We start from the raw sequence: 26,388 nt of genomic DNA, 5'->3' as shown, positions 1-26,388 counted from the left end.
AAAGCGCGGCGACGTGCGCCGCGCTTTGCGCTGGGAGGGGGGTACGCCCCCTGCCCGGCCCCATCGCCAGGTGATCAGGCGAAGTGCGCCTTCAGGTCTTCCAGGCCGCCGATGAGGGCGCCGTTGATGAACACCTGGGGCGCCGTGCCCTTGCCCGACACCGCGCCGATCACACGGCCGCGGACCTTGTTTTCGAGGGGGATCTCGATCGGGGCGTAGCCCTTGCTGTCCAGCAGCGCCTTGGCTTCGACGCAGAACGGGCAGCCCGGCTTGGAGAACACGACCACCTGGTCCGGCTTCTTGGCCGACGGCGCGACGTGAGCCAGCATGGTGTCGGCGTCCGAGACTTCAAACGGGTCGCCTTCCTTTTCCGGCTCGATGAACATCTTTTCGACGACACCGTCCTTGACCAGCATGGAATAGCGCCAGCTGCGCTTGCCAAAGCCCAGGTCGCTCTTGTCGACGAGCATGCCCATGCCTTCGGTGAAGGCGCCGTTGCCGTCGGGCAGCAGCGTGATGTTGGCCGATTCCTGATCCTTGGCCCATTCGTTCATGACGAAGGTGTCGTTGACCGAAACGCAGACGATGCTGTCCACGCCCGAGGCAAAGAACGCGGGGGCCAGTTCGTTGTACCGCGGCAGGTGGGTGGACGAGCAGGTCGGCGTGAACGCGCCGGGAAGCGAGAAGACCACGACCGTCTTGTTCTTGAACAGGTCGTCGGTCGTGACCTTCTTCCACGTGTTGTCCTCACGAACGGGGAACGTCACATTGGGAACACGTTGGCCTTCGCGGTTTTGCAGCATTCGAATTTCTCCTTGGTAGCTAAATAAATTGGCGGTTTCGATCCGCCATGAGAAGAATCATAAATCTGAGCTATCAAACAATCCAATTTAATTAATTCAATTGATTGATAGTTATAGACAATGATTGCTTCTCTAAAGAAATACGAAAGCTATCACAAAGACGCGACGGATCGCGTCAGACTCGCGCCGGCTCGTACCCGGCGTCGCGGATGGCCGTCTCGACCTTGTCGGCCTGGTCGGTTCCCGTGATCGTTACGCGATGCGCGGGCAGGTCGACGGCGACAACGGCGCCCGGGACGGCTTGGTTGACAGCGCTGGTGATCGTCTTGACGCAATGGCCGCAGGTCATGTCAGGCACTTGGAAAGCGATGGTCATGGTGTTTCTCCGGAAGGTTCAAAGGTGGCGCACGGCCACCATGACGGGCAGGTTAAACGTTCCCATTATGGCAAGGTCAAGCGTAGAATGGCGCTTGACCTTCCCATGATGGGAAGGATGAAACTGAGTGCTCCCATTCAGACAGAGACAGCCATGCGCGCAGCAAACCCACCCCCCATTTCCGAATTGGAACTTGCCATTGAAGGCATGACCTGCGCATCTTGCGTCAAGCGCGTGGAAAGAGCCCTGACGAATGTCCCCGGGGTTGCGCAGGCGCAAGTCAACCTTGCAACCGAGCGCGCGCGGGTCTCATTCGACCCTGCTGCTGCCCAGCCGCAGGCGCTGGTCGCCGCCGTGGAGAAGATGGGTTACGAGGCCCATCCCATCGCCGCCCAGGACGACCACGCCGAGCGGCAGTCGCAGGCCCGCGACGCCGAGGCGCACCGCCTGCAGCAGGCGTTCTTCGTGGCGCTCGCGCTGACGCTGCCGGTGTTCGCGCTGGAGATGGGATCGCACCTGATTCCCGCCATGCATCATTGGGTGCTCGGCACGATCGGCCAGCAAAACAGCTGGCTGCTTCAATTCGTGCTGACCACCGCCGTGCTGGTGTGGCCAGGCAGGCAGTTTTTCACCAAGGGGCTGGTCGCGCTGTGGCGCCGCGCGCCCGAAATGAATTCGCTGGTGGCGCTGGGCGCCGGCGCGGCGTGGGGCTATTCGGTCGTGGCCACGTTTGCGCCCGGCCTGCTGCCGCAGGCCGCCCGCAACGTGTACTTCGAGGCGGCCGCCGTCATCGTCACGCTCATTCTTCTGGGCCGCATGCTCGAAGCGCGCGCCAAGGGCAAGACCGGCGCGGCCATCAAGCGGCTGATCGGCCTGCAGCCGCGCACCGCACGCGTGCTGCGCGACGGCCAGGCGCAGGATATTGCGATCGAACGCGTGCGCACCGGCGACATCGTGATGGTGCGGCCCGGCGAGAAGATCCCGCTGGACGGCGACATCGTCGAAGGCAATTCCTACGTCGACGAGTCCATGTTGACGGGCGAGCCCGTGCCGGTCGAAAAGCACCCCGGGATGCAGGCAACGGGCGGCACGCTGAACACCTCGGGCAGTTTCACCTTGCGCGTCACGCACACGGGTGCGGACACCATGCTGGCCCGGATCATCCGCATGGTCGAAGCAGCCCAGGGCGCGCGCCTGCCGATCCAGGCGATGGTGGACCAGGTGACCGCCTGGTTCGTCCCGGCGGTCATGGCGGCCGCCCTGCTCACCTTCCTGGTCTGGTTCTTCCTGGGACCGGAGCCCGCCCTCTCGCACGCGCTGGTCAATGCGGTCGCCGTGCTGATCATCGCCTGCCCGTGCGCCATGGGTCTGGCGACGCCCACTTCCATCATGGTGGGCACGGGACGCGCGGCCGAGATGGGCGTCCTGTTCCGCCAGGGCGACGCCTTGCAGACGCTGCGCGACGTCGACGTGGTGGCCTTCGACAAGACCGGCACCCTCACGCTGGGCAAGCCCACGCTGACCGAACTGGAACCCGCGCCGGGCCATGACGCCCAGCAGGTCTTGCAATGGGTGGCATCGGTGCAGGCGCGCTCCGAGCATCCGATCGCGCTGGCCATCGTGGCGGCCGCCGCCGAACGCAAGCTGGAACTGCTTCCCGCCGAAGGCTTTGCGGCGATCACTGGCGCGGGCGTGGAGGCTACCGTGGCGGACCGCAAGGTGCTGGCGGGCGCGGCGCGCCTGATGGCCGAACGCGGCATCGATGTCAGCGCGTTCGGCGCACGCGCCACGGATTGGGGCAACGAAGGCAAGACGCCGATTTACGTGGCCATCGACGGTCAGGCCGCCGCCATGATGGCCGTGACGGATCCGGTCAAGCCATCGGCGGTGTCCGCGATTGCCGCGCTGCACGCGCAAGGCCTGAAGACCGCCATGATTACCGGCGACAACCGCCACACCGCACAGGCGGTCGCGCGCCAGCTTGGCATCGACGAAGTTCGCGCCGAGGTCCTGCCCGACGGCAAGGTGCAGGCGATTGCGGCGCTGCGCGAGGGTGGGCGCAAGGTGGCGTTCGTGGGCGATGGCATCAACGATGCGCCGGCGCTGGCCGCGGCCGATACCGGCATTGCGATCGGCACGGGCACCGATGTGGCGATCGAGGCGGCGTCCGTGGTGCTGATGGCCGATGACCTGCACGGCGTGCCGAACGCCATCGCGCTCAGCCGCGCCACGCTGGCCAATATCCGGCAGAACCTGTTCTGGGCATTTGCCTACAACGCGGCGCTGATCCCGCTCGCCGCGGGCGCCCTGTACCCGGCTTTCGGGCTGTCGCTCTCGCCCATCTTTGCGGCGGGCGCGATGGCGCTGTCCAGCGTATTCGTCCTGGGCAATGCGCTGCGTCTGAAGGCCTTCCGCCCCCGCTGGAGGCAAGCATGAACATCGGACAAGCCGCCAAGCAGTCCGGCATTTCGGCCAAGATGATCCGGTACTACGAGAGCATCGGCCTTATCGGACCCGCGGTGCGCACGGACTCGGGCTATCGCGTCTACAGCGACCAGGACCTGCACACGCTGCGCTTCGTGCGCCGCGCGCGCGACCTGGGGTTTTCGGTGGAGCAGATGAACGAATTGCTGGCGCTCTGGAAGGATCGCAGCCGGGCAAGCGCGGATGTGAAGCGCATTGCGCTTGAGCACGTGGATGAACTGGAACGCAAGGCCGAGTCCCTGCGCGAGATGGCGGCCACGCTCAAGCATCTGGCGCAGCACTGCCACGGGGACGAGCGGCCCGACTGCCCCATCCTGGAGAACCTGGGCTGCTCGCACTGATGCCAGGCGGCGGAGCATTGCCCGCCGCCGCGCCTTACTGACCCGGCTGCGCCTCGGCGGCGACGCGCGCCTCGTAGGCCTCGGTGGCGGCCTGCTTGGCCGCCGCCTTTTCGGCCGCCGCGGCCAGCCTGGCTTGCTCGGCCGCCGCCGCTTCGGCGGCCGCGTTGGCCGCACGCTCACGGGCGCGCGCTTTCGCTTCCAGCACGCCCTGCGCGTCAAGCGTCTCGAACACGGCGATGGATTCCACATGGCCGGTGTGCGGGAACATGTTGATCACGCCCGCGCTCTTGAGCACGTAGCCGCCTTCGTGTACCAGGATGGCCGCGTCCCGCGCCAGCGTGGCCGGGTTACAGGACACGTAGACAATCCGGCGCGGACGTTCTTCGTACGACAGGTCGGACAGCGCCTGCGACACCGCGTGCGCGCCTTCGCGCGGCGGATCGATCAGCATGCGGTCGAAGTAGCCCAGGCTGCGCAGCCACGTGGCGTCGACTTCGAAGAGATTCAGGGTGGCGAAGCTGGTGCGATCGCCCAGGCCGTGGCGCGACGCCGCATCGAACGCGCGATCGGTCAGCGCCTTGCTGCCTTCTACGCCGACGGCCTCGCGGCCTTGCGTGGCCAGCGGCAACGTGAAGTTGCCCAGGCCACAGAACAGATCAGCCACGCGGTCGGTGGGCTGCACTTCCAGCAGCTTCAGCGCCCGCGAGACCATCGCCCGATTGATGGCGTGGTTCACCTGCGTGAAGTCGGTCGGACGGTACGGCATGCGCAGGCCGAATTCCGGCATGGTGTAGGACAGCGTGTCGTTGTGCTCGCGCTCCAGCGGGTGCACCGTGTCAGGGCCCTTGGCCTGCAACCACCATTGCACGTCGTGCTTGGCCGCAAAGGCCCGCAGGATCGCGATGTCGCCGTCGGTCAGCGGCAGCAGATGCCGCAGCACCAGCGCCGTCACGCCCTCGCCGAGCGCCACTTCGATCTGCGGCATGCGGTCCGGCGCGGACATCGAGGCAATCATTTCGCGCAGCGGGATCAGCAGATCGCTGACGTGGCGGGGCAGCACATGGCATTCGCGCATGTCGGCCACGTAGCTGCTCTTGCGTTCGTGAAAGCCCACGAGCACCCCGCCCTTCTTGGGCACCACGCGCACGGACAGACGCGCGCGGTAGCGGTAACCCCAGGTCGGGCCCTGCAGCGGCGCCAGGATGAGCGCCGGACGCAGCTTGCCGACATGCCAGAAGGTGTCTTCGAGCGCGCGCTGCTTGATGGCCACCTGCGTGGTGGGTTCCAGATGCTGCATGGCACAGCCGCCACAGACGCCGAAATGCGGGCAGCGGGGCACCACGCGTTGCGACGAGGGGTGCAACACCTCGTCCACCCGGGCCGTCTCGTAGGAGGGCTTGCGGCGCAGCGTGACCGCGGTGACCCGTTCGCCCGGCAAGGCGCCTTCCACGAAAATGACCTTCCCGTCGCGGCGGGCGATCCCCCTGGCTTCCAGGTCCAGGGATTCGATATTCAAAACGTCAGACATCTCACGCAGTCCAGAATTGCACGCAACCCGTGATTGTAGAAGGACTTCGCGTATTCCCGGAAATTGGGTGTGACGGGGCCGGAACGGCCGGGGCCAACCCGCCCTGCCCGGCGTCGCGCCGCGCATCGCACGCGCAAAAAAAGGGGCTGTTCCGGAATGCCGCCAGGCCAGGCGGCGTTCCGGAACAACCCCAAAAGGCCGGCGCTTTTGACGGCGCCGCCACGGATATCAGAATGCGCGCGCCACCGAGAAGACGGCGCCGATGCGGCCGGACGGATGGCCGTATTTGGTGGGCAACCAGTTGTCCTTGGTCGCGCCCACCGCGGCCAGGCCGAGGATCCAGCCCTTCAGGTCCTTGGTCACGCCCAGCTTGTAGTCGACGTAATGGCCGATCGAGTCGCCGTCCATGTTGGTCTGGTTCTTGAGCTTCTGGTAGCCCAGGTGGCCCAGCAATCCCCAGCCGTCGCCCAGGTCGAACGTGGCCGTGCCGTCCAGGTACCAGGTGCCCTTGCTGTCCGGCGTGCTGAAAAAGTCGCTGGGCGTGTACGAATACTTGAGGCTGTAGTTGCCGTAGGACGCGCCCAGGTACAGGTCGGTGTTGTTGTAGTTGCCGCCCTTGGGCGAGCTGGAGCCGGGATAGTAGTAATGCAGCACGCCCGCATCCAGGGTGAACCCGCCGCCGACGTCTCCCTTCCAGCCACCGTAGAAATCCATTTCCAGGTTGCCGTCGGTGAAGACGAAGTTGGAGACGTTGGAGTTCCAGTTGCCCAGATAGAAGCCCGAGCTGTGGTTCAGGTCAAAGCCCAACTGAACGGCGGGACGGAAGTCGGTCTGCGAATAGCCGCGGAAGCGGTAATCGCTGACTATGGTGGCGTTACCGCTGAGCGAAAAGCCGCCACCCAGGTCGGTGGGTTCGGCTTGCGCCACACCTGCAAAACAAGCGGCAAGCGCGAGGGGCAAGGCTAGCAACGTCTTATTCATGGTGCGAAGGTCCTGATCGGATAGTCGGGAGAGCGGACGGCGCGCGGCGCGTCCGGCTGGCCGGCCTGTGCAGGTAAAACCGGCTCAAATCCCTTCAAGCAATGTCCGTGCCAGGTTTCGGCGCCATCGTGCAACCCGCCACAGGGTCCTTCGGGCGCTGGCAATGCACCATGCTGGTGCCCTGTTATGGGGCGCGGTTAGGGCCGATGCGTCAAAACGGGGAAATCCGGCCCGGCCCGGCCTGGCCTGGCCTGACCTGGCCGGGCCCGCCTGGAAAACAAACACCCCGGCACGCGGGAAGCGTGCCGGGGTGCATTCAAGCAGAGCGTTGCCCCGCTTGCGGCCACTGTGATGGCCTGGGACTTGCCGGCTCAGTTGGCCTGGGGCGCGGCAGGCGGCGGGGGCGGCGGGACGTCGCCGGCAGCCGGCGGGGGCGGCGGCGTGCCGGGACGGCCGTCGGCGCCGCGCATGCCGGGATGGCCCTTGCCGCCCGCGCGGCCTTCCATCTTGGCGTGGCGTTCGGCCATGCGCGCTTCGCGCTCCTTGACGATCTTGGTCACCTGGGCGCGCTGCGTGTCGTTCAGGCTATCCCAGACGGCCAGCCATTGGTCGCGAACCTGCTTGGCCTGGGGCTCGAACGCGTCGCGGCGCTTTTCCGACTGGTCGATGAGGGCGCGAGGATCGAGCTTGCCGCTGTCCAGCTGCGCCTTGAGCAAGTCGTGGCGCTTGCCGCCGGCGGCACGCATGGCTTCGTGCAGGCTGCGCTGGCTGTCCTGGGCGGTCTTGAAAAGGGCCTCCTGCTTGGCGTCGAGTTTCAGCTCGGCAACCTGTGCCTTGGACACGGGGCCGAGTCCGGGGATGAGCAGGCCGTCGCGCATGCCCTTGTGGAAACCACCGCCGCGATGGCCTTCGTGCATGGCGGCCGGACCGCCATCAGCGGGCGGAGGCGGCGCGGCCATGGCGGAGCCAGCCGCGAAACCGCTGGACGCGGCGACGATTGCAAGGACGGCCAGATTGGAGCGGATAGCGAATCGGGACATGTAGGTCTCCTGAAAGTGAAGAAAGCGAGGCCATTGTGCGATCCCGCTGGTTTCATCCAGGTTTCGTTTGCGGCCGTCTTGTTTCAGTCGATTGCTTGCCCCGCAGACGCGAGAACGGGGCCCTCGAAGGCCCCGTCCGCATGCTGTCCCATCCACGCAATGGGTCGGCATCAGTGAGCAGCTGGCGCGGGTCAGCCCGCGTCCCAGGCCGCCATGTATTCCTTCCAGTGCGGGGCATCGCTGGCGCCAAGCGTGTCGCGCACCAGCGCGATTTCGGCCTCGTAGGCCGTGCGGTCCAGTTCGCCGCGCAGGAAGCGGAAGCGGCAGTACACCAGCCACGTATTGACGACGTCGGTTTCGCAATACGCCCGCACTTCGTCGGCGCGGCCTGTGCTCCAGGCCTCCCACACCTTGCTGCCATCCATGCCCAACTTGCCGGGAAAGCCGCACAGCTTGGCCAGTTCGTCGAGCGGCGCGTTGGCGCGGCCGTTGTACTTGGCCAGCACGTCCATCAGGTCGACGTGCCGCGTGTGGTAGCGGGAGATGTAGTTGTTGAACTTGAAGTCGCGGTCTTCTTCGCCCATGTCCCAGTAGCGTGGCGCGGGCACGCCCTGGATCAGGCTGCGGTAATGCAGCACAGGCAGGTCGAAGCCCGACCCGTTCCAGCTGACCAGGCGAGGCGTATAGCGTTCGATGGTCTTGAAAAAACCCGCAAGCAGCGCCGCCTCGGGATCGTCCGGCTGGCCCAGCGTCTTGACGCGAAACCCCTGGTCGTCGCGGAACACGCAGCCCACCACCGCCACCTTGTGCAGGTGCAAGGGCAGGAAGTCATGACCCACGGCCTCACGCCGGGCCGTCAGCGCACGCTCGACCACTTCCTGGTCGGGCACGTCGGCGCCCCAGCCGTTGAGCTTGCGCAGCCCGTCGGCATCGGGGATGGTTTCGAGGTCGAATACCAGGGTGGGCGTCATTTGGGCGGCAGGTATTGCATCGGGTCGACCGGCGTACCCTGGCGGCGGATCTCGAAGTGCAGGCGCGGCGAGGTGGTGTCGCTTTGGCCCAGCTCGGCGATCTTGGCGCCGCGCTTGACCGTCTGGCCGGTCTTCACGAGCAGCGCGCGGTTGTGCGCGTACGCCGTGATGAAGCCATTCTGGTGTTCGACGATGATGAGGTTGCCCAGGCCGCGCACGCCGTTGCCGCTGTACTTGACCAGCCCATCAGCCGCGGCGGTGATCGGGTCGCCCAGCGCGCCGGCGATATCGATGCCCTTGCTGCTGCTGTTAAAGCCCTGCACGATCTGGCCGTTGGCCGGCCAGGCCCAGTTGATGACGCCCGCATCGGCCGCGCGAGGCGCCGGCTTGGTGTCCACGGGCGCCGGAGGCGCGGTGGGGGTGGCGTCGGGCGCGGGCGTGGTGGCCGCGGGTGTTTCGGGCTGGTCCAGCGGACGCGGCTGCGGGCGGGCGCCGGAGATCGGCGCGGTTTGCGCGCCACCGGTGGCGCCGCCGGACATGCGCAGCACCTGCCCCACCGAGATCTGGTTGGGATCGCTGATGTTGTTCCAGCGCTTGATGTTTTCGATGTCGACGTTGTTGGCGCGGGCGATCTTGTAGAGCGTGTCGCCCGGCTTGACCACATAGCTGCCGGACGTCGCCGTCGGCGCGGGTTGCCCGCCGGTCATGTCGACCACGGGGGCACGAGTACCTTTGGATGCGCAGCCGGCCAGGATGGCGAGGCTGAGGACCCCCACTGCGAAGAGCGGGCGGCGCAGGCGCGTCATGGACGCGCCCAAATTCATATCGGTCAGTTGCAACTGCCCGTTGAGCATACGTTTCTCCTGTTGCTCAAGATTGTATTCCGGACCGTAGCGGCACAAAGCGCACGGCCTCTAGTTCGGTTCGTTTCCAGCTTGCCGCGCCCGTGCGTTCGATCAGAACCAGGCGCTGGTTCGAGCCCCCTTCGGGAGCGATGAGACGGCCTCCCGGAGCAAGCTGCGTCAGCAGCGCTTGCGGGATGGCCAGACCTGCGGCAGCCACAACGATAGCATCGAACGGCGCCACGCCGGGCAGCCCCAAGGTGCCGTCGCCATAGATGAGGCGGATCCTTGTGGTGAGCCGCAAGGCGCGTAAATGCTCGCGCGCCAGCTCGTACAAACCGCGGATGCGTTCGATGGTGTGGACGTCGCGCACGAACTGCGCGAGCACTGCGGCCTGATACCCGCAACCGGCTCCGACCTCGAGCACACGGGTGGGCGCGCGGTCTTCGCAAGCAGCCGCGATCATACGCGCGACGACCCACGGCTGGGAAATGGTTTGCGAGTGGCCGATGGGCAAGGCCGCGTCTTCGTAGGCGCGGCTGGCAAGCGCCTCGTCAACGAACAGGTGGCGCGGCACGGCGGCCATGGCGTTCAGGACGCGCTCGTCCGTGATGCCTTGCGTGCGCAGACGCTGGACCATGGCCTGGCGCAACCGTTCCGAGTTCAGACCCAGATTGCTGCCCGCCTGCGGCAGCGGGGCCTGCGCTTGCCGGGGCAGCGTGGCGGCGGAAATTCGCGTGTTGCTGTTGGCCGGCGTGTAGCCCGGACCAAGCCGGCCGGCGTCGTGGCGGGCAGCGCTGGCGCGGCTGGCCGCGCCGGGGGTGAGGTCCGGCTGGCTTATCCGTTTGCGCATAGCGGCTCCGCCCAGGTGCGGATCTCGTCAAGCTGGCTGTGCTGCGTCAGGTCCAGGCGCAAGGGCGTGACCGACACGATGCCCTGCTCGACGGCATGAAAGTCCGTGCCGGGCGTGGCGTCCGCGGCCAGGCCGACCGGCCCGATCCAATAGACCGTGTCGCCGTAGGGCGTGGTCGTGCGCACGACAGGCTGCGACGGATGCCGCTTGCCCAGCCGCGTGACCGCAAAGCCGTGCATGTCTTCGAAGCGGCGGTTGGGGATGTTGACGTTGAGCAGCACCGGCGCCGCGAGGGGCTGGGCCAGATGGCGCTCGACCACCAGGCGGGCTGCGCGCGCGGCCGATTCGATGTGCTCCCAGCCTTTTTCCGCCAGCGAGAACGCGATGGCGGGAATGCCGAACAGATAGCCTTCGCTGGCCGCGGCGACGGTGCCCGAATAGAGGGTATCGTCGCCCATGTTGGCGCCGTTGTTGATGCCCGACACGACGAGGTCGGGACGCGCGTCCATGAGACCCGTCAGGGCGACGTGGACGCAGTCGGACGGCGTGCCGTTGACCGCGATGAAGCCGTTGGAGGCGGTGCGCACCGACAGCGGCCGGTTCAGCGTGAGCGAGTTGGAGGCGCCGCTGTGGTTGGTCTCGGGGGCGACAACGGTCAAATCGCCCAGCCCTTCCAGCGCCGCCACCAGCGCCTCTAGGCCGGGGGCCGAATAGCCATCATCGTTCGAAACCAGAATTCGCATTGTGCATCCGAAAGAAAATAAAACGCGGGTGACGCTGCGGATTGTACCCGCGGTAGAATCCGCAGCCATTACTACAACAACGGACTCCCTTTCCATGGCGATAACCGAACCTTCCCTGGCGTTTACCATTGCGCTCGTCGTGCTGGCCTACCTGATCGGCTCGGTGCCGTTCGCCGTGGTCGTCAGCAAGCTGATGGGCCTTCAGGACCCGCGCAGCTACGGGTCCAAGAACCCCGGCGCCACCAATGTGCTGCGCACCGGCAACAAGACCGCCGCCGCGCTGACGCTGCTGGGGGACGCCGCCAAGGGATGGTTTGCGATCTGGCTGGCTGAAAAGCTCGCGCCGGGCATCGGTCCCGTCGCCCTGGCCTGCGTGGCGCTGGCGGCCTTCATCGGTCACCTGTACCCCGTGTTCCTGGGGTTCAAGGGCGGCAAGGGCGTGGCCACCGCGCTGGGCGTGCTGGTGGCGATCCAGCCCTGGCTGGCCGTGGCTACCGCCGCGACCTGGCTGATCGTCGCCATTTTCTTCCGGTATTCGTCGCTGGCGTCGCTGGTCGCCGCGTTTTTTGCCCCGGTGTACTACGTGTTCGGATCGGGCCTGGCCTGGCAGGCGCAGCCCGCGCTAGGCGTGGCCCTGGCGGTTATCGGCATCCTGCTCTTCTACCGCCATCGCGCCAACATCGCCCGCCTGCTCCAGGGGACCGAAAGCCGCATTGGCAGCAAGAAGAAATAATTTCCCGAACGGAAATTGACGGAACGGGCGGCCTTGGCCGCCCGTTTCATTTCAGGCGATATCGGCCAGATCCCAGCGGGGCTTGACCGTGAAGCTGTGCGCGCTGGCGTCCAGCGTCGCCAATCCCGCCTTGACCCGCTCGGCCGCCGCGAAGGCGATCATCGCGCCGTTGTCGGTGCACAGCTCCAAGGGCGGAAAGTACGCGCGCGCCTTGAGCGGCTTGAGCGCGGCATCCAGCTTGGCGCGCAGGAGCTGGTTGGCCCCCACGCCGCCGGCCACCACCAGCCGCCGCAGGCCGGTCTGCTTCAAGGCGCGGATGGACTTGGCCGCCAGCACTTCCACGATGGCCGCCTGCGTGGCCGCGGCCAGGTCCGCGCGGGTCTGATCGTCCAGGCCACCGTTCTGCTCGGCCGCCTTGACCCGGGTCAGGACGGCCGTTTTCAGACCGCTGAAACTGAAATCCAGGTCGCCGCTGTGCAGCATGGGCCGCGGCAGGTCAAAGCGCGACGCATCGCCGCTGGCGGCCAGCCGGGACAGCGCGGGTCCGCCCGGATAGCCCAGGCCCATCAGCTTGGCGGATTTGTCGAAGGCCTCGCCTGCGGCGTCGTCCAGCGTTTCGCCCAGGAGTTCGTAGCGCCCCACCCCGTCCACCCGCATGAGCTGGGTATGCCCGCCGGACACCAGCAAGGCGATGAAGGGAAATTCGGGCCGGGGATCGGCCAGCATCGGCGACAGCAAATGGCCTTCAAGGTGATGGATGCCGATGGCCGGCAGGTTGCGGGACCAGGCGAACGCCTGCGCCACGCTCGCGCCGACCAGCAAGGCGCCGGCCAGGCCGGGGCCGGCCGTATAGGCCACCGCCCCGACATCGGACATCTGGATGCCCGCCTCTTCCAGCACCTGGCGGGTCAGCGGAATGACGCGCCGGATGTGGTCGCGCGAGGCAAGTTCCGGCACCACGCCCCCGTATTCCTGGTGCATGGCGATCTGGGTGTGCAGCGCGTGCGCGAGCAGGCCGCGTTCCGTACAGACGGCTGCGACGCCGGTTTCGTCGCAGGAGCTTTCAAAGCCGAGAATGATCATGGCGGCAGAGTTTACAACTGATGCGAAAATACGCCTGTTCTTGAATGGGACGGGGCATGCACCCCCGCCCGACACAACCTGAAAATCCTGCAAAAACCCTGGGGACTCGAATGCTGGAGAAGCTATTCAAGCTGCGTGAGCACGGCACGACCGCAAGAACGGAAGTCGTTGCCGGCCTGACGACATTCCTGACGATGTCGTACATCATCTTCGTCAATCCGGACATCCTGTCCTCGACCGGCATGGACCGCGACGCCGTGTTCGTCGCCACGTGCCTGGCCGCCGCGCTGGGATCGCTGGTGATGGCATTCATTGCCAACTGGCCGATCGGCATGGCGCCCGGCATGGGCCTGAACGCGTTTTTCGCCTTCACCGTGGTCAAGACCATGGGCTACACCTGGGAGCAGGCGCTGGGCGCCGTGTTCATCTCGGGTGTCATCTTCCTTTTCCTGACGATATCCGGCATCCGGGTCTGGCTGGTCAAGGGCATCCCGCATTCACTACGCAGCGCGATTGCCGCCGGCATCGGGTTGTTCCTGGCCATTATCGCGCTATCGAGCGCCGGGATCGTGGTCGCGCATCCGGCCACCAAGGTCACGCTGGGCAACCTCACGACGCACGGTCCGCTCTTTGCCATCCTGGGCTTTTTCGTGATCGCATCCCTGGACGCGCTACGCGTGCGCGGCGCCATCCTGATCGGCATCATCGTCGTCACCGTGCTGTCGATGGTGCTGGGCTACAACGAGTTCAAGGGCATCTTCTCGGCGCCGCCCAGCCTGTCGCCCACGCTTTTCAAGCTGGACATCATGGGCGCCCTGCACTCCGGGTTCGTGCACGTGATCCTGGTGTTCGTGCTGGTCGAGGTGTTCGATGCGACCGGCACGCTGGTGGGCGTGGCCAAGCGCGCGGGACTGGTGCCCGAAGACCGGCCCAACCGCCTGGGCCGCGCGCTGTTCGCGGACAGCACGGCCATCGTTGCCGGCTCGATGCTGGGCACCAGCAGCACCACGGCCTATGTCGAGAGCGCGTCCGGCGTGCAGGCCGGCGGCCGCACCGGCATGACCGCGCTGATCGTGGGCCTGCTGTTCCTGGCCGCGCTGTTCATTTCGCCGCTGGCGGGCGCCGTGCCGGCTTACGCCACCGCCCCCGCCCTGCTCTACGTCGCCGGGCTGATGATGCGCGAGCTCATCGACATCGACTGGAACGACGTCTGCGAGGCGACGCCGGCCGCGCTGACCGCGCTGGTCATGCCGTTCACGTATTCCATCGCCAACGGCATCGCCTTCGGTTTCATCAGCTACGTGGTGCTCAAGACCGCCACGGGCAAGATGCGCGACGTGCACCCGGCCACGTGGCTCGTCGCCGTGCTGTTCGTGATCCGCTACGCGTTCTTCCCGGAATAAGCGAAGTGGTTTGGCAAGGTGTCAGACACCCTGGCGGCGCCTTGCCAACCTGGCGGTCACGTCTGGCAGGGTGTCAGACACCTTGGCAGGTGTCTGACACCTCATTGTGCAGTCCACACCGCCAATTCGTAGCCGTCCAGGTCTGTGAAATGAAAGCGGCTGCCGCCCGGAAACGTGAATTCGTCGCGGCTGATGCGCCCGCCCGCGGTCAAAATGCGCTGCCGGATTGCGGCCAGGTCGTCGCCGTACAGGATGACAAGCGGACCGCCGGGGCGCACCGCTTCGCCGGTCGTGAAGCCGCCCGTCAGACGGCCATCGGAAAACTCGGTGTAGGTGGGACCGTAATCCGTGAAGGTCCAGCCGAAGACGTCGCCATAAAAGCGCTTGCTGCGGGCGATGTCCGCGACGTTGAACTCGATGTTGTCGATCTGGTTGTGCTTCCCGCTTGCGCCCATCCGGGCCTCCTGTGTCTGTATGGCATGTGACCCAAAACGCGGCCGAAAAGCCGCGTTTTTTCTTTGGCTATTGTAGGGATCGGAAAATTCAATCAACCCGGCCAAGGGCATGGTTGCTGGCAGGCGCCGTTGAATTCGCCGATACACTCCCCATGTAGATCAGCATATGGAGTTCATTTTGCGCCCTTCCCCCTTCCCCGCGCTGCACGCCTGTATTGACCCGGTAAAGGCGCCCGCATGAGCGTCCTGGCGAACGTCCCCTTTTCCGTGCTGGACCTGGCCCCGATTGTGCAGGGCCGCGATGCCGCGGACGCCTTCCGCAATACGGTTGCGCTGGCGCAGCATGTCGAGCAGTTGGGCTACAACCGCTTCTGGCTTGCCGAGCACCACAACATCAACGGCGTGGCCAGCAGCGCCACGGCCGTCCTGATCGGACACGTGGCCGGCCACACCCGCACGCTGCGCGTCGGTTCGGGCGGCGTCATGCTGCCCAACCACGCGCCGCTGATCATCGCCGAGCAATTCGGCACGCTTGAAACCCTGTACCCCGGCCGCATCGATCTGGGCCTGGGCCGCGCGCCGGGCAGCGATGGCGCCACGCAGCAGGCGCTGCGCCGCAGCCCGCGCAGCGGCCTGGAGTTTCCCGCGCTGGTCGAGGAACTGCGCGCATACCTTGCGCCGTCGCGGCCCGGCCAGCCCGTGCGTGCGATTCCCGGCGAAGGCCTGGACATCCCGATCTGGTTGCTTGGCTCTAGCGACTTCAGCGCGCGCATGGCGGCCGAGTTGGGTCTGCCCTTCTCGTTCGCGGGCCATTTCTCGCCGGAAGGCATGGCCGCGATGCGCTTGTACCGTCACTTGTTCAAGCCTTCCGAGACGCTGTCGCGCCCTTACGCCATGATCGGCGTGCCGGTCATTGCCGCGGAATCCGACGAAGCTGCCCGCTTCCAGTCCACCACGCAGCAATTGAAGTTCCTGTCGCTGGTGCGCGGCCATCGTCTGCAGTTGCAGCCGCCCGTCGAAACCATGGACGGCTTGTGGAACGAATGGGAGCGTGAAGCGGTCAATCAAAGATTGGGCGCTGCGATCGTGGGCGGCCCGGACACCGTCAAGCGCAAACTCGAAGCGCTGGTCGCGGAAACGCAAGCCGACGAGGTCATGATCGTGTCCGACTTCTACGACATCGCAGACCGCCTGCGCTCTTTCGAGATCGTCGCGTCCTTGAAAAACGGCGCGGGCGTCTCGACTCAATCCGCGGCCTGAGGGCCGCAAAACCGCGCTTTGCACAGCGCCAACCATTGCGACGCAGCCTTCACCGGTTCTACTATTGCCTAACAAGCACCTGGCAACTACGCGTCGCCGCAATACGCCGGGACGGAAACCGGCGTTTTCAGCCACTGCTTTTCGCCGCCCCGCGGCAAGGATTCCACATGAGTATTGTTGAACTCACCAAAGACAGCTTCCAGGAAGCCATCACGCCCGACGGCACCCTGATCGTCGATTTCTGGGCGCCCTGGTGCGGCCCGTGCCGCGGCTTTGCCCCGGTCTTCGAACAGGCTGCCACCGAGCATCCGGACGTCACGTTCGCCAAGGTGAACACCGATGTGGAGCAGGAACTGGCCGGCGCGCTGGGCATCCGCTCGATTCCCACGCTGATGGTCTTCCGCGAAAAGGTTCTGCTGTTCTCGCAACCGGGCGCCTTGTCCGGCGGCCAGCTCAATGAGCTGCTCGCCAAGATCAAGGAAGTGGACATGGAAAAGGTCCATCAAGAAATCGCCGCGGCGCAAGACAGCCAGGACGCGTAAACACCAAGGGGCCCTCACCGGGCCCCTTCCTTTTGCACCAGGTCAGTGCAGTCGCACCGTTGCGCTAGCCGTGGCGCATCCCGGCCTGCGCCCACGCGCGCGGCCGGGCTAGGACACCACTTCCCACCCGGACCGGCCGCGCGTGATGTTGGCCGCGGTAACTTCCAGGTCCGGCACGGCCGCGCGCGGCACCGTGAACGTGAGCACGACGCCATCGGCGTTGTAGTCTTCCTGCCCGATGGCGGCGCCTGCCTGCGCCAGCCGCGATTTCAGCAGCGCCATTTCCGCAAAGCCGCAGGCGCAGCGCACGGTCGCAAGGTCGACGATTTCGGTGCGCTCTCCCAACCGCAGGCAATTGGCCGCGCATCCGCCGTAAGCCCGCACCAGTCCGCCCGCACCGAGCTTGATTCCGCCATACCAGCGGACCACCAGCACCGCGACGCGGTCCATGTCCTGGCCTTCGATGGCTTGCAGGATCGGCCGGCCGGCCGTGCCGCCGGGCTCGCCATCGTCATTGAAGCGGTATTCCTGTCCGATGCGGTACGCCCAGCAGTTGTGCGTGGCCTCGGGATCGCTATGCTCGGCAAAGAAGCGCATGGCGTCGTCGATCGTGGCGACCGGTGCGGCATACGCGGCAAAGCGGCTTTTCTTGATGTCTTCCTGGTAGGTGCAGGGCGCGGTCAACGTTTGCGTCATGCCCGGCATTGTAAGTGCGCGGATTGCGTATCCGCATGCCCGGGCGGCGTGGCCGCGCGCAGTGGCCACGCCGCGGCATCAGCCGTGGCAGTCGGGGACTTCCTGGTCCAGATAGACGTCGAAGGCGACGTCGCGCGCCCATTTCGTGGTCATGGCCTTCCACGCGCCGGCGCGGTCCCAGGCGCGCATCTCCTGGCCGAGCCAGGCGCGAGAAGCGTTGTCCTGAGCGGGCAGAAGCCACACGCGCTCCTGGCGGGCGCCATCCGCGGCAAGCGTCGAGGAGAATTTCTTCCACTCCGGAAAGCGCATGAGGGGCTCCCACACGGCATCGTCGACCAGTCCAATGTCGCACTCGCCTTCGCGCACGGCAACCAGCGCGTCCGACGGCACGCGATAGGTCTTGACCGCCGCGCCCCAGCTTTGCGCCAGGGCTTTGGCCTGCGTGGCCGCCTCGGCCATGCACACGCTGCGGCCCTGCACGTCGGCGGGCTTGCGCAGCCGCGTGTCGCTGCGGATCACCGCCTTGGGCCGCGCGGCATAGCCGGTGGCTTGTACCGCGACGGTCTGCGGCTGTCCGTCGGCAGTGTCGGCCAGCACCAGATCCACGTCGCCGGCGGCGAGCGCGCGGGCGGCGTCCCCTGCCGGCACCTGCACCAGACGCACGGGCAGTTTCAGGCTTGCGCCCAGCCTTTCGGTGATGGCCGCATCCAGGCCTTCCGGCGTGCGGATCTTGGCGCCCGCGGCGGGTGGCGGAGCCAGGTACGGCACGCCCACGACCAGTTCGCCGCGCGTGCTGGCCGCCGCGAAGACATTGGACTGCACCGCGGGCTGAGCTTGCGCCAAGCCCGCGGCCAGCAGGCCGGCGGCAAGGACGAATGGGCGGATGCAGGACAACATGACGGGCTTTGCGACCTTAGACGTACTGGTAACGCAGCAGGCGATGCTTGAGGTTTTCAAGCACAAACTGGTCGATCAGGGCGGCCAGCACGGCGATGACGAGGATGTTGGTCATGACCCCGGTCATGTCGGCGATTTCGCCCGAATACGCCAGCGACCGGCCCAGCCCCTTGCCGAAGCCGATCAGCATTTCAGCCGAGATCAGCGCCCGCCAGGCATTGCCGAACGCCAGTTGCGCGCCGGTGATGAGCTCGGGCATGACCGCGGGCAGATACACCCGCTTGATCAGCCCCCAGCGGGTCGCGCCCATGACGCGCGCCGCCGAGACGTGCACGCGCTGCACGGATTCGGTCGCGTTCATCACGCTGAGCGCGGCCGGGAAAAACGCCGCCAGCGCCACGACCACGATGATGGGCGTATTGCCAAAGCCCATCACGATGAGAAACAGCGGCACCCACGCGATAGACGGAATCGACTGCAGGATGACGATGGCGCTGCGCAGGACTTCGCGAAAGAAGAACAGCACGGCTGCCACGAGGCCGAAGCCGACACCAGCGGCCAGGGCCAGCCCGTAACCCGCGCCCAGGCGTCCCAGCGTGCCCAGGAGGCTTTGGTGGAACGACTGCTTGCCCAGGTCTTCGAACAGACGTTCGACCACGGCGAGCACGCCGGGCATCAGGAAGTCGGGCAGCGCGAAGGCCGCCAATTGCCAGATGGCCAGAATGAACAGGACGCCCAAAACGCCCGCAAGATGCTTGCGGGCGCCGGTCACTCGGGTAGACGCGCTCAAAGCTTGCGAGCCTCTTGCCAGGACAGGTCGACGATGCTGGAGACGTCGTACGGCTTGCCGTCGCGCGTCTTGAGCGATCCCTGGGCTTGCAGGATGTCAGCGATTTCCTGCATGCGCGCCGTGTCTTTCTCGGTCAGCTTGGGCGTGAACACCTGCGTGCTGATGGCTTCGGAAATGACCGTTTCGCGCGGCAGCTCGCCACGGTTCAGCGTCTTGAGCGTGGGTTCGGCGATGAAGTAGGACGCGATCAGCTTGGAAGCCTGCGCGGGTTCCTTCTGCAGCAGCGTGATGGCCTGATTCTGCGCGTCCAGCGCCTTCCAGACGTCGTCCTTGCGCTTGGCCAGCGTTTCGCCCGACGTGATCACGACCATGCACGGGAACGGCCACGCCTCGCCCACTTCATAGATCTGCTTGACCGGCGCGATCAGCTGCGCGATGCGGTCGTAGGGTTCGAACAGGAAGGCGGCGTCCACGCGCTTGCCCACCAGCGACTGCACGGCCACGGCCGGGCTCACACCCATGACGTTGACGTCGTCGGCCGTCAGGTTGCCCGACTTGAGCACGACGCCCTTGAGCACCACGTCAGCGGTGCTGCCTTCGGCCTGCGAGGCCAGCGTCTTGCCCTTCAGGCCGGCGATGTCCTTGATGCCCGAATCGTCGCGCACGATCAGCGAGTGATAGCCCTGCTGCGCGCCGCCCACCACCTTCAAGTCCGCGCCCTTGGACGCCCAGGCGACCGCGTTGGTAAAGCCCAGCACGCCGATGTCGAGCTGGCCGCCGACGATGGCCTTGATGAGGTCGGTGCCCGATTTGAATTCAATGAGTTCGGAATCCAGGCCGGCCTTTTTGTAATAGCCGCCCTCTTGCGCGACGATGGCCTGCGCGTCATCCATCACGCGCAGGTAACCCACGCGGAATTTTTCGGCGGCCATCGCGGGCGCAGCCGCCAGCAGCGCCGCGGCCAGCGGCAGGGACAACCATTGCTTCAGTTTCATCAGGAGCTCCAGGAAATTCAGGAAGCGGCCGCGCCCGGGCGTGGCCGCAGGGTATTGGTATGAAGGATCAAGCCGCCAGCGCGATGTCCGAGTGCGCGTCCGCGCCACCGACCCCGATGCCCAAGAGGCGCAGGATCTCGCGCTTTTCAGCGGCCAGGTCGGACAGGTCGTGCGTCTTGGCGCGATGCGCCAGGTTGAACTCGCGCAGCACCCGCGCCGGGCGCGGGCTGAAGACGACGATGCGGTCGGCCAGGAACAGGGCCTCGTCGACATCGTGGGTCACCAGCAGCACGGTGGGCTTTTCCTGCGCGATAAGCTGGCGCAGCACGTCCTGCAGGGCCAGGCGGGTCAGCGCGTCCAGCGCGCCGAAGGGTTCGTCCATCAGCATGGTCTGCGGCTGCGCGATGAACGCGCGGGCCAGCGCGGCGCGCTGGCGCATGCCGCCGGATACCTGATGGGGATAGTAGTGTTCGAAGCCCGCCAGGCTGACGCGCGCCAGCCATTCGCGCGCCGCCTCGCGGGCGCGCTTCTTGGGCGTGTTCTGGAATTCCAGCGCCAGCGCCACGTTGTCTTCCAGGGTCAGCCAGGGATACAGGGCGTGTTCCTGGAACACCAGCGTGCGGCTGGGATGGGGACCGGCGACCTTAGTGCCGTCGGCCAGCACGCTGCCCTGCGTGGGCATTTCAAGCCCTGCCGCCAGATGCAGCAAGGTGGACTTGCCGCAGCCAGACGGGCCGACCAGCGCGACCAGCTCGCCGGTCTTGAATTCACTGGTAAAGCCGTCGACGACAGGCAAGTCGCCGAACTGCTTGTGGACGTTGTCGAAAATAAGGTTCATGGACGAATCGTCAGGGCGCGAGAAAACGAGCCTCAAATCTAACAATTCGTTATATGAATCCAAACGATCAATATCGAATGTCTTTACTTCTTCCGGTAATAAAGATCAGACCGCCGCCTCTCCACGCGTGGCGGCACGCTGCAATCCGAACGCAATCAGCAAGCCCATCGTGACCGACAGGGAGGCCGCCAGGAAGATCGCCGGATAGCCGAATCCGCTGGAGATGTAGCCGGCGATCGGACCGGTCACGCCCAAGGCGAGATCCAGGAAGGCCGAGTAGGCGCCCAGCGCGGCGCCGCGGCTGCCGGCCGGGACGCGCGCCACGGCTTCGACGCCGATGGCCGGAAACACCAGCGCAAAGCCGCTGCCGGTAAGCGCGGCGCCCAGCAGCGCCATGCCTGGGTTGGGCGCCAGCCACAGCAGCAACAACCCGGCGGCCTCCACCACGAATGACACCTGCGCGACCCGGAAGCCGCCAAAACGGGTGATCGTGCCGGCAAACAGCAGCCGCACGCCGATGAATGCGCCGCCGAATGCGCTGAGCGCGTTCGCGGCGCCCTCCCAGGAGGCGCTGGCGTAATACAGCGCGACAAATGCCGCCAACGTGCCAAAGCCCACCGACCCCAGGCCCAGCGCCATGCCGTGCGGCAACACCCGCAGCACCACGCTCTTGAAGGCCATCCGGTGGCCGCCCACGATGGCCACGGCAGGACGCACCACGGCCAGACCCAGACCCGCCAGCCCCAGCAGCAGCACGGCACCGCCCAGCGCGCCCATGCTCCAGTGCTTTTCAAGCTGCACGCCCAGCGGCGCGCCGAGCGCCAGCGCACCATAGGTGGCGATGCCATTCCACGAAATGACGCGTGCCGTGTGCAGCGGCCCTACCCGCGCAATGGCCCAGGTGGCCGAACCGGTGCCCACCCAGCTCTCGCCGAAGCCCAGCGCCAGACGGCTCAGGATGATGGCCGCCAGACTCAGCCAGGCCGTGCGCTCGAAAGCATAAGCCAGCAGCAGGAAGACGCCACTGATCGCGCAGGCGGCCATGCCGATGACGACGGTCTGCTTGGGGCCGACCATGTCGGCCATCCGGCCCGCGTGCGAGCGGCTGAGCAAGGTCGCCACATACTGCACGCTGATCGCCAGGCCCGCCAGCACGGAGCCATAGCCCAGGTTGCCGTGCACGTAGCCCGGCAGCACGGCCAGCGGCAGGCCGATGGCCAGATAGCAGATGAAGGTGAAGAAGGCGATGGCTACGATGCGGGCCGTCAGGGTGAACGTGCCGATCTGCGCGCCATCGGGCGCGGCATGCTGAGAGGGAGACATTTGGGGACAAAGGCAGGCCTGGCCGGACAGGCGCCAGGATCGGGGCGGATGATAGCGCAGCGCGGTTTGCTGACGGCTGAATGCGCGCGCCGCGCAACGGCTGGCGCGGCGGGCCGCAGGCCGGAAGGCGGGCGGGTTCAAATGCAGAAGCGGCGCACGAGTCCGTGCGCCGCTTCAGGCGAACCGTTCGGAAATCAGGCCTCGATGCCGCGCGAGGACAGGTAGTCTTCGTAGCCGCCGCGGTAGTCGACGATCTCGCCCGAAGGCAGGATCTCGATCACGCGCGTGGCCAGGCCCGAGACGAATTCGCGGTCATGCGACACGAACACCAGCGTGCCTTCGTACTTTTCCAGCGCGAACTGCAGCGATTCGATCGATTCCATGTCCAGGTGGTTGGTGGGCTCGTCTAGCAGCATGACGTTGTGCCGGCCAAGCATCAGGCGGCCGAAGGTCATGCGGTTCTTTTCGCCGCCGGACAGCACCTTGGGCGCCTTGGGCAGGTCGTCCGCCGAGAACAGCAGGCGGCCCAGCACCGAACGGATCGACTGGTCGTCGTCGCCCGGCTGACGGTGGTCGCCCATCCAGTCCAGCAGGTTGATGTCGGTCTGCAGGAACTGGTCGGAAACGTCCTGGGCCATGTAGCCGAGGTCGGCATTGTCCGACCATTTGACCGTGCCCGAATCGGGCTGCAGGTCCAGCGCCAGCAGGCGCAGCAGCGTGGTCTTGCCCACGCCGTTGGCGCCGATGATCGCGATCTTCTCGCCGGCGTCGACCATGGCCGAGAACTTGGTGATGACCGGCGCGTCGTACGCCTTGGTCAGGTTTTCGACGGTGACGGCCAGGCGGTGCATGACCTTGTTCTGCTCGAAGCGGATGTACGGATTCTGGCGCGACGAGGGCTTGACCACGACCTGGTCGGCCTTGATGCGGTCGATCTGCTTCAGGCGCGACGTGGCCTGGCGCGACTTGGACTTGTTGGCCGCAAAGCGGCGCACGAAGTCCTGCAATTCAGCGACGCGTTCCTTGGCCTTGGCGTTGTTGGCGACCAGGCGTTCGCGGGCCTGGGTGGAAGCCAGCATGTAGTCGTCGTAGTTGCCGGCGTAGATGCGGATTTCACCGTAGTCCACGTCGGCCATGTGCGTGCACACCTGGTTCAGGAAGTGACGATCGTGGCTGATGATGATCATCGTGCTCTGGTAGCCGTTGAGCACGTTTTCCAGCCAGCGGATCGTGTTGATGTCCAGGTTGTTGGTGGGTTCGTCCAGCAGCAGGACGTCGGGGTTCGAGAACAGCGCCTGCGCCAGCAGCACGCGCAGCTTCCAGCCCGGCGCCACTTCGCGCATCGGCAGGTTGTGCTGGTCGACGGCGATTTCCAGGCCCAGCAGCAGTTCGCCAGCACGGGCTTCGGCGGTGTAGCCGTCGTACTCGGCGAACTTGGCTTCCAGATCGGCGGCGCGCATGTAGTCGTCTTCGGTCGCCTCCGGGTTCGCGTAGATCGCGTCGCGCTCGGACATGGCCTGCCACATTTCGGTGTGGCCCATCATCACCACATCAAGCACGCGCACATCTTCAAAGGCGAACTGATCCTGGCGCAGCTTGCCCAGGCGCACGCCCGGCTCAAGCGCGACGTTGCCGCCGGAGGGTTCGAGATCGCCGCCGATGATCTTCATGAACGTAGACTTGCCGGACCCATTGGCCCCGATCAGCCCGTACCGGTTGCCTTCCCCGAACTTGACGCTGACGTTCTCGAAAAGGGGCTTGGGACCGAACTGGATGGTGAGATTGGCGGTGGATATCACGGTGTATGTACGTTTGAAGGCGCCCGAAGGCGCATGCGGGAAAACCTGCTAGTGTAGCAAACGTGGTGCGGCCCCTATTTGGGACCTCGATTGCGACCGACGCCGGCCGCCGGAGCGCCGGCCGCCGGATCGCGCTTTAGTGATGGTGTTCGTCCAGCACCAGGTGCGCCAGGCCCTTCTCGGTGGCGATCCCGACCTTCTGGCCGATCGGCAGGGTGGCTTTGGTATCGACATGGCCGTACGGCAGGCCGGTAATCACCGGCACCTTGACCGTCCTGCGCAGCCAGGCCACGACCTCGTGCAGATCGTACCCCTTGTCGTGCGGGGCCAGCTTGTATTCCGTAAAACGTCCCAGCACGATCGCCTTCTGGCGCGCCAGGATGCCGGCCTGCCACAGCTGGATCAGCATGCGCTCGACGCGGTACGGATGCTCGGCCACGTCTTCAAGGAACAGGATGCCGCCGCGGATCTTCGGCATGTAGGGCGTGCCCAGCAGCGATGTCAGCATGGCCAGGTTGCCGCCCCACAGGATGCCGCGCGCGTCCACCGGGTCGGCGTCCGGTGTTTCGAAGCTGAGGATCTCAAGTTCGCCGCGCATCACCTCGCCGAACAGCGCCTCGGTCAGGTCGTCAACCTTCTTGCCGCCAAAGTCCCGGACCGCGGTGGCGCCGGTATAGCTGACCGCGCCGGTCTGCGCCAGCAGGCCCAGGTTGAACGCCGTGAAATCGCTCATGCCGACAAATCGCTTGCCGCTGTCGGCCATTGCCTTCCAGTCGATGGCATGCAGCAGCCGGCCCAGGCCGTAGCCGCCGCGGGTCACCATGACGATCGGCAGCTTCTGCTTGGCCGCGCGGGTCAGGCTGGCCAGACGCTGCGCATCCGTGCCCGCGAACCGCTGGTGTTCGGCCAGCGCCGTGCGGTCCAGCGCCGTCTTGAAGCCCTGCTGCTCCAGCCGTTCGCGCGCCAGCGTCACGGTGGCGGGATCGCGCACGGCGGAAGACGGGGAAATCAGGTAGATGCCGCGGGCGTCCGGCTGCGGGCCGTGATGGTGGTCGTGGTCGTGATCATGGCCGCATGCGTCGCCGCAATCCGGGCCGTGATCGTGCGGATGATCGTGGGCCGCGGGGACATCGGCCTTTGCGCGGCGCGCCTTGGTGGCGGGCTTGGCGGCTGGCTTGGCGGCTTTGGGGGTACTCATGCGATGGATTCCTTGGCGCGGCGCTCGCGGAAGAACCGGCGCAGCAAATCGCCGCAAGGTTCGGCCAGCACGCCGCCGGTGACTGAAGTGTGATGATTGAGCTTGGGCACGGACCCGACGTCCAGCACGCTGCCGCACGCGCCGGTCTTGGGATCGTAGGCGCCGAACACGACGCGGGCCAGGCGCGCGTGCAGCATGGCGCCGATGCACATGACGCAGGGCTCGAGCGTGACGTAGACGGTGATGCCGGGCAGCCGGTAGTTTTCAAGCTGGCGCGCGGCCCCGCGCAAGGCGACGATCTCGGCGTGCGCGGTCGGGTCGTGGTCGATGATGGTGCGGTTGTAGCCGCGCCCCAGGATGTCGCCCTGGGCGGAAACAACCAGCGCGCCCACTGGCACCTCGCCGATGTCGTACGCCGCCTGGGCCTGTTCCAGCGCCAGGGTCATGAATCGGGCGTCCTGCTCGGTCCAGGGCGGGACCACCGCAGGCGCGGCCAGCACGGCCGGGTCAGCCACGGTACACCCGCGACTTCAGCGCAATGCGGCCGGCCAGGCTGGTGACGGCCTCTTCGAGCCACTGATAGAGCTCGGCCTGCTCGTCGTAGCGGGCCTGATTCAGGTTGGACACGCGCCCCTCCTCGATGAAGCCCCAGGCGCGGCTGCGCTTGTCGCGGTGCTTGGGGTCCCAGACCCCGAAAGCGAAGCCACCCGCGCGGCGGATCAGCGAAAAGCACGGGATGTCCGTGTAGCCATCGCCCACGAAGACCATCTGGTCGAACGGGATGCGCAGCCTGTCCTCAGGAATCTTGCGGTTGACCTCGAACGGCTTGTTGCGGAAATCGCGGCCGATGATGCCCTTCTGGATGTGGAAAAGGTAGCGGGTCTTGTCGGTGAAACTGACGACGCGCCGCGGGAACGCAATGCCGCCATCGTCGCCATAGACGAACTCCGAGGCCCAGATCTCGGTGAACTCATGCGCGATGGGCGTGGCGCGCACCACGTCGCCGATGCCGCTGGAAATCAGGTAGAACTCAAGCTGCACCTGCGGATGCTCGGCGCGCACCGCCGCGCGCAGCCGCTGGAACAACGTGGATACGCCGTCGTGCAGATCGAGGCGCGCGCCCCAGTCCTTCAGGCGCTGCTGCGTGATGAGCCCGTGCCGTCCCTGGCGGGACAGTTCGATCATCTTGTAGAGATAGGCGGGGACGGGATCCCAATCTTGCTGGAACAGCAAGGGATCGACCTCTTCCTTCCAGAACGAGGCCGTGTCCACGCCGATACTGTCCAGAAAGCCGGACGTGCTGTCCGAAGCCAGCGTGTCGTCGAAGTCGAAAATCAGGGCGATGACGTCGGACATGAATATGCGTGAGAAAAGGCGACAGCCGCCATTTTGCCTGATTGCGGCAGCGGCTGCG

27 protein-coding genes are annotated in these 26,388 nt (G+C 66.2%); 6 read left to right on the top strand and 21 right to left on the bottom strand.

Features of this window, described 5'->3' with window-relative positions; genetic code table 11:
• Positions 1-74: 74 nt before the first annotated feature.
• Both LN047_RS12750 and LN047_RS12745 read right to left on the bottom strand, forming a co-directional pair.
• Positions 75-803, bottom strand: a complete 729-nt coding sequence (locus LN047_RS12750; protein ID WP_056317387.1) for a glutathione peroxidase — start codon at positions 801-803, stop codon at positions 75-77.
• Positions 804-978: 175 nt separating this feature from the next.
• Complete coding sequence (locus LN047_RS12745; RefSeq protein ID WP_063954893.1) at positions 979-1,179, bottom strand: heavy-metal-associated domain-containing protein; 201 nt, start codon at positions 1,177-1,179, stop codon at positions 979-981.
• A gap of 153 nt (positions 1,180-1,332) precedes the next feature.
• Here LN047_RS12745 and LN047_RS12740 point away from each other — a divergent pair, with 153 nt between their 5' ends.
• The gene (locus LN047_RS12740; protein WP_373981924.1) at positions 1,333-3,615 is read left to right on the top strand and encodes a heavy metal translocating P-type ATPase; all 2,283 of its coding nucleotides are present in this window, start codon (positions 1,333-1,335) and stop codon (positions 3,613-3,615) included.
• On the top strand, positions 3,612-4,004 hold the full coding sequence (gene cueR / locus LN047_RS12735; protein WP_056317380.1) for a Cu(I)-responsive transcriptional regulator: 393 nt from the start codon (positions 3,612-3,614) through the stop codon (positions 4,002-4,004). The genes LN047_RS12740 and cueR overlap by 4 nt, the downstream gene beginning before the upstream one ends.
• 34 nt (positions 4,005-4,038) lie before the next feature.
• Here the strand turns inward: cueR and rlmD are convergent, their stop codons facing one another.
• From rlmD to surE, 7 genes are all read right to left on the bottom strand, one after another.
• Positions 4,039-5,532 (bottom strand): 23S rRNA (uracil(1939)-C(5))-methyltransferase RlmD, encoded by a 1,494-nt coding sequence (gene rlmD / locus LN047_RS12730; protein WP_152384344.1) that lies wholly within the window; start codon positions 5,530-5,532, stop codon positions 4,039-4,041.
• Between the two features lie 228 nt (positions 5,533-5,760).
• Positions 5,761-6,513 (bottom strand): TorF family putative porin, encoded by a 753-nt coding sequence (locus tag LN047_RS12725; RefSeq protein WP_056317376.1) that lies wholly within the window; start codon positions 6,511-6,513, stop codon positions 5,761-5,763.
• Between the two features lie 371 nt (positions 6,514-6,884).
• Positions 6,885-7,553, bottom strand: coding sequence for a hypothetical protein (locus tag LN047_RS12720; protein ID WP_373981923.1), 669 nt, complete (start codon positions 7,551-7,553; stop codon positions 6,885-6,887).
• 191 nt (positions 7,554-7,744) lie between these two features.
• Positions 7,745-8,524, bottom strand: a complete 780-nt coding sequence (locus tag LN047_RS12715; RefSeq protein WP_056317371.1) for a 3'-5' exonuclease — start codon at positions 8,522-8,524, stop codon at positions 7,745-7,747.
• On the bottom strand, positions 8,521-9,378 hold the full coding sequence (locus tag LN047_RS12710; protein ID WP_056317368.1) for a peptidoglycan DD-metalloendopeptidase family protein: 858 nt from the start codon (positions 9,376-9,378) through the stop codon (positions 8,521-8,523). The genes LN047_RS12715 and LN047_RS12710 overlap by 4 nt, the downstream gene beginning before the upstream one ends.
• A 16-nt stretch (positions 9,379-9,394) precedes the next feature.
• Positions 9,395-10,219: a protein-L-isoaspartate(D-aspartate) O-methyltransferase gene (locus tag LN047_RS12705; RefSeq protein WP_217618465.1), complete on the bottom strand. Its 825-nt coding sequence runs from the start codon at positions 10,217-10,219 to the stop codon at positions 9,395-9,397.
• A complete protein-coding gene (gene surE / locus LN047_RS12700) occupies positions 10,204-10,962 on the bottom strand; it encodes a 5'/3'-nucleotidase SurE (RefSeq protein WP_062841180.1) in 759 nt (252 codons plus the stop codon). Before surE ends, LN047_RS12705 begins: the two co-directional genes overlap by 16 nt.
• A gap of 94 nt (positions 10,963-11,056) precedes the next feature.
• On the opposite strand from surE, the gene plsY reads away from it, so the two are divergent.
• A complete protein-coding gene (plsY, locus tag LN047_RS12695; protein WP_373981922.1) occupies positions 11,057-11,695 on the top strand; it encodes a glycerol-3-phosphate 1-O-acyltransferase PlsY in 639 nt (212 codons plus the stop codon).
• A 51-nt stretch (positions 11,696-11,746) separates the two neighbouring features.
• On the opposite strand, the gene tsaD is transcribed toward plsY, so the two are convergent.
• Positions 11,747-12,778, bottom strand: a complete 1,032-nt coding sequence (gene tsaD / locus LN047_RS12690) for a tRNA (adenosine(37)-N6)-threonylcarbamoyltransferase complex transferase subunit TsaD (protein WP_152384340.1) — start codon at positions 12,776-12,778, stop codon at positions 11,747-11,749.
• Between the two features lie 110 nt (positions 12,779-12,888).
• On the opposite strand from tsaD, the gene LN047_RS12685 reads away from it, so the two are divergent.
• The gene (locus tag LN047_RS12685; protein ID WP_056317354.1) at positions 12,889-14,181 is read left to right on the top strand and encodes an NCS2 family permease; all 1,293 of its coding nucleotides are present in this window, start codon (positions 12,889-12,891) and stop codon (positions 14,179-14,181) included.
• A 101-nt stretch (positions 14,182-14,282) separates the two neighbouring features.
• Here LN047_RS12685 and LN047_RS12680 read toward each other — a convergent pair whose 3' ends face one another.
• Positions 14,283-14,636 (bottom strand): VOC family protein, encoded by a 354-nt coding sequence (locus LN047_RS12680; protein ID WP_373981921.1) that lies wholly within the window; start codon positions 14,634-14,636, stop codon positions 14,283-14,285.
• Positions 14,637-14,873: 237 nt separating this feature from the next.
• Here LN047_RS12680 and LN047_RS12675 point away from each other — a divergent pair, with 237 nt between their 5' ends.
• Positions 14,874-15,896 carry an LLM class flavin-dependent oxidoreductase gene (locus LN047_RS12675; protein WP_373981920.1) on the top strand — a complete coding sequence of 341 codons (1,023 nt, stop codon included), beginning with the start codon at positions 14,874-14,876 and terminating at the stop codon, positions 15,894-15,896.
• A 167-nt stretch (positions 15,897-16,063) separates the two neighbouring features.
• On the top strand, positions 16,064-16,438 hold the full coding sequence (locus LN047_RS12670) for a co-chaperone YbbN (RefSeq protein ID WP_006388150.1): 375 nt from the start codon (positions 16,064-16,066) through the stop codon (positions 16,436-16,438).
• Positions 16,439-16,546: 108 nt separating this feature from the next.
• On the opposite strand, the gene LN047_RS12665 is transcribed toward LN047_RS12670, so the two are convergent.
• The 10 genes from LN047_RS12665 to LN047_RS12620 form a co-directional block, all read right to left on the bottom strand.
• Complete coding sequence (locus LN047_RS12665; RefSeq protein WP_373981919.1) at positions 16,547-17,134, bottom strand: YigZ family protein; 588 nt, start codon at positions 17,132-17,134, stop codon at positions 16,547-16,549.
• A 78-nt stretch (positions 17,135-17,212) separates the two neighbouring features.
• Entirely contained in the window at positions 17,213-18,031 is an 819-nt protein-coding gene (locus LN047_RS12660) for a transporter substrate-binding domain-containing protein (RefSeq protein WP_373981918.1), read from the bottom strand.
• Positions 18,032-18,047: 16 nt separating this feature from the next.
• Positions 18,048-18,821: an ABC transporter permease gene (locus LN047_RS12655; protein WP_373981917.1), complete on the bottom strand. Its 774-nt coding sequence runs from the start codon at positions 18,819-18,821 to the stop codon at positions 18,048-18,050.
• A complete protein-coding gene (locus LN047_RS12650) occupies positions 18,818-19,816 on the bottom strand; it encodes an ABC transporter substrate-binding protein (RefSeq protein WP_056317339.1) in 999 nt (332 codons plus the stop codon). Before LN047_RS12650 ends, LN047_RS12655 begins: the two co-directional genes overlap by 4 nt.
• Positions 19,817-19,883: 67 nt before the next feature.
• A complete protein-coding gene (locus LN047_RS12645; RefSeq protein ID WP_062841186.1) occupies positions 19,884-20,654 on the bottom strand; it encodes an ABC transporter ATP-binding protein in 771 nt (256 codons plus the stop codon).
• A 105-nt stretch (positions 20,655-20,759) separates the two neighbouring features.
• Positions 20,760-21,977 carry an MFS transporter gene (locus tag LN047_RS12640; RefSeq protein WP_373981916.1) on the bottom strand — a complete coding sequence of 406 codons (1,218 nt, stop codon included), beginning with the start codon at positions 21,975-21,977 and terminating at the stop codon, positions 20,760-20,762.
• A gap of 194 nt (positions 21,978-22,171) precedes the next feature.
• The gene (locus LN047_RS12635; RefSeq protein ID WP_373981915.1) at positions 22,172-23,776 is read right to left on the bottom strand and encodes an ABC-F family ATPase; all 1,605 of its coding nucleotides are present in this window, start codon (positions 23,774-23,776) and stop codon (positions 22,172-22,174) included.
• 136 nt (positions 23,777-23,912) lie between these two features.
• Complete coding sequence (locus LN047_RS12630) at positions 23,913-24,974, bottom strand: LD-carboxypeptidase (RefSeq protein WP_373981914.1); 1,062 nt, start codon at positions 24,972-24,974, stop codon at positions 23,913-23,915.
• Positions 24,971-25,420, bottom strand: coding sequence for a tRNA adenosine(34) deaminase TadA (gene tadA, locus LN047_RS12625; RefSeq protein ID WP_062841205.1), 450 nt, complete (start codon positions 25,418-25,420; stop codon positions 24,971-24,973). Before tadA ends, LN047_RS12630 begins: the two co-directional genes overlap by 4 nt.
• Before the next feature lie 61 nt (positions 25,421-25,481).
• Positions 25,482-26,330, bottom strand: coding sequence for an HAD family hydrolase (locus LN047_RS12620; protein WP_056317330.1), 849 nt, complete (start codon positions 26,328-26,330; stop codon positions 25,482-25,484).
• Positions 26,331-26,388: the final 58 nt, after the last annotated feature.

Source organism: Achromobacter sp. JD417 (assembly GCF_041879325.1).
Classification (GTDB): domain Bacteria; phylum Pseudomonadota; class Gammaproteobacteria; order Burkholderiales; family Burkholderiaceae_B; genus Achromobacter; species Achromobacter mucicolens.
This window is presented reverse-complemented; position numbering and strand designations above follow the sequence as displayed.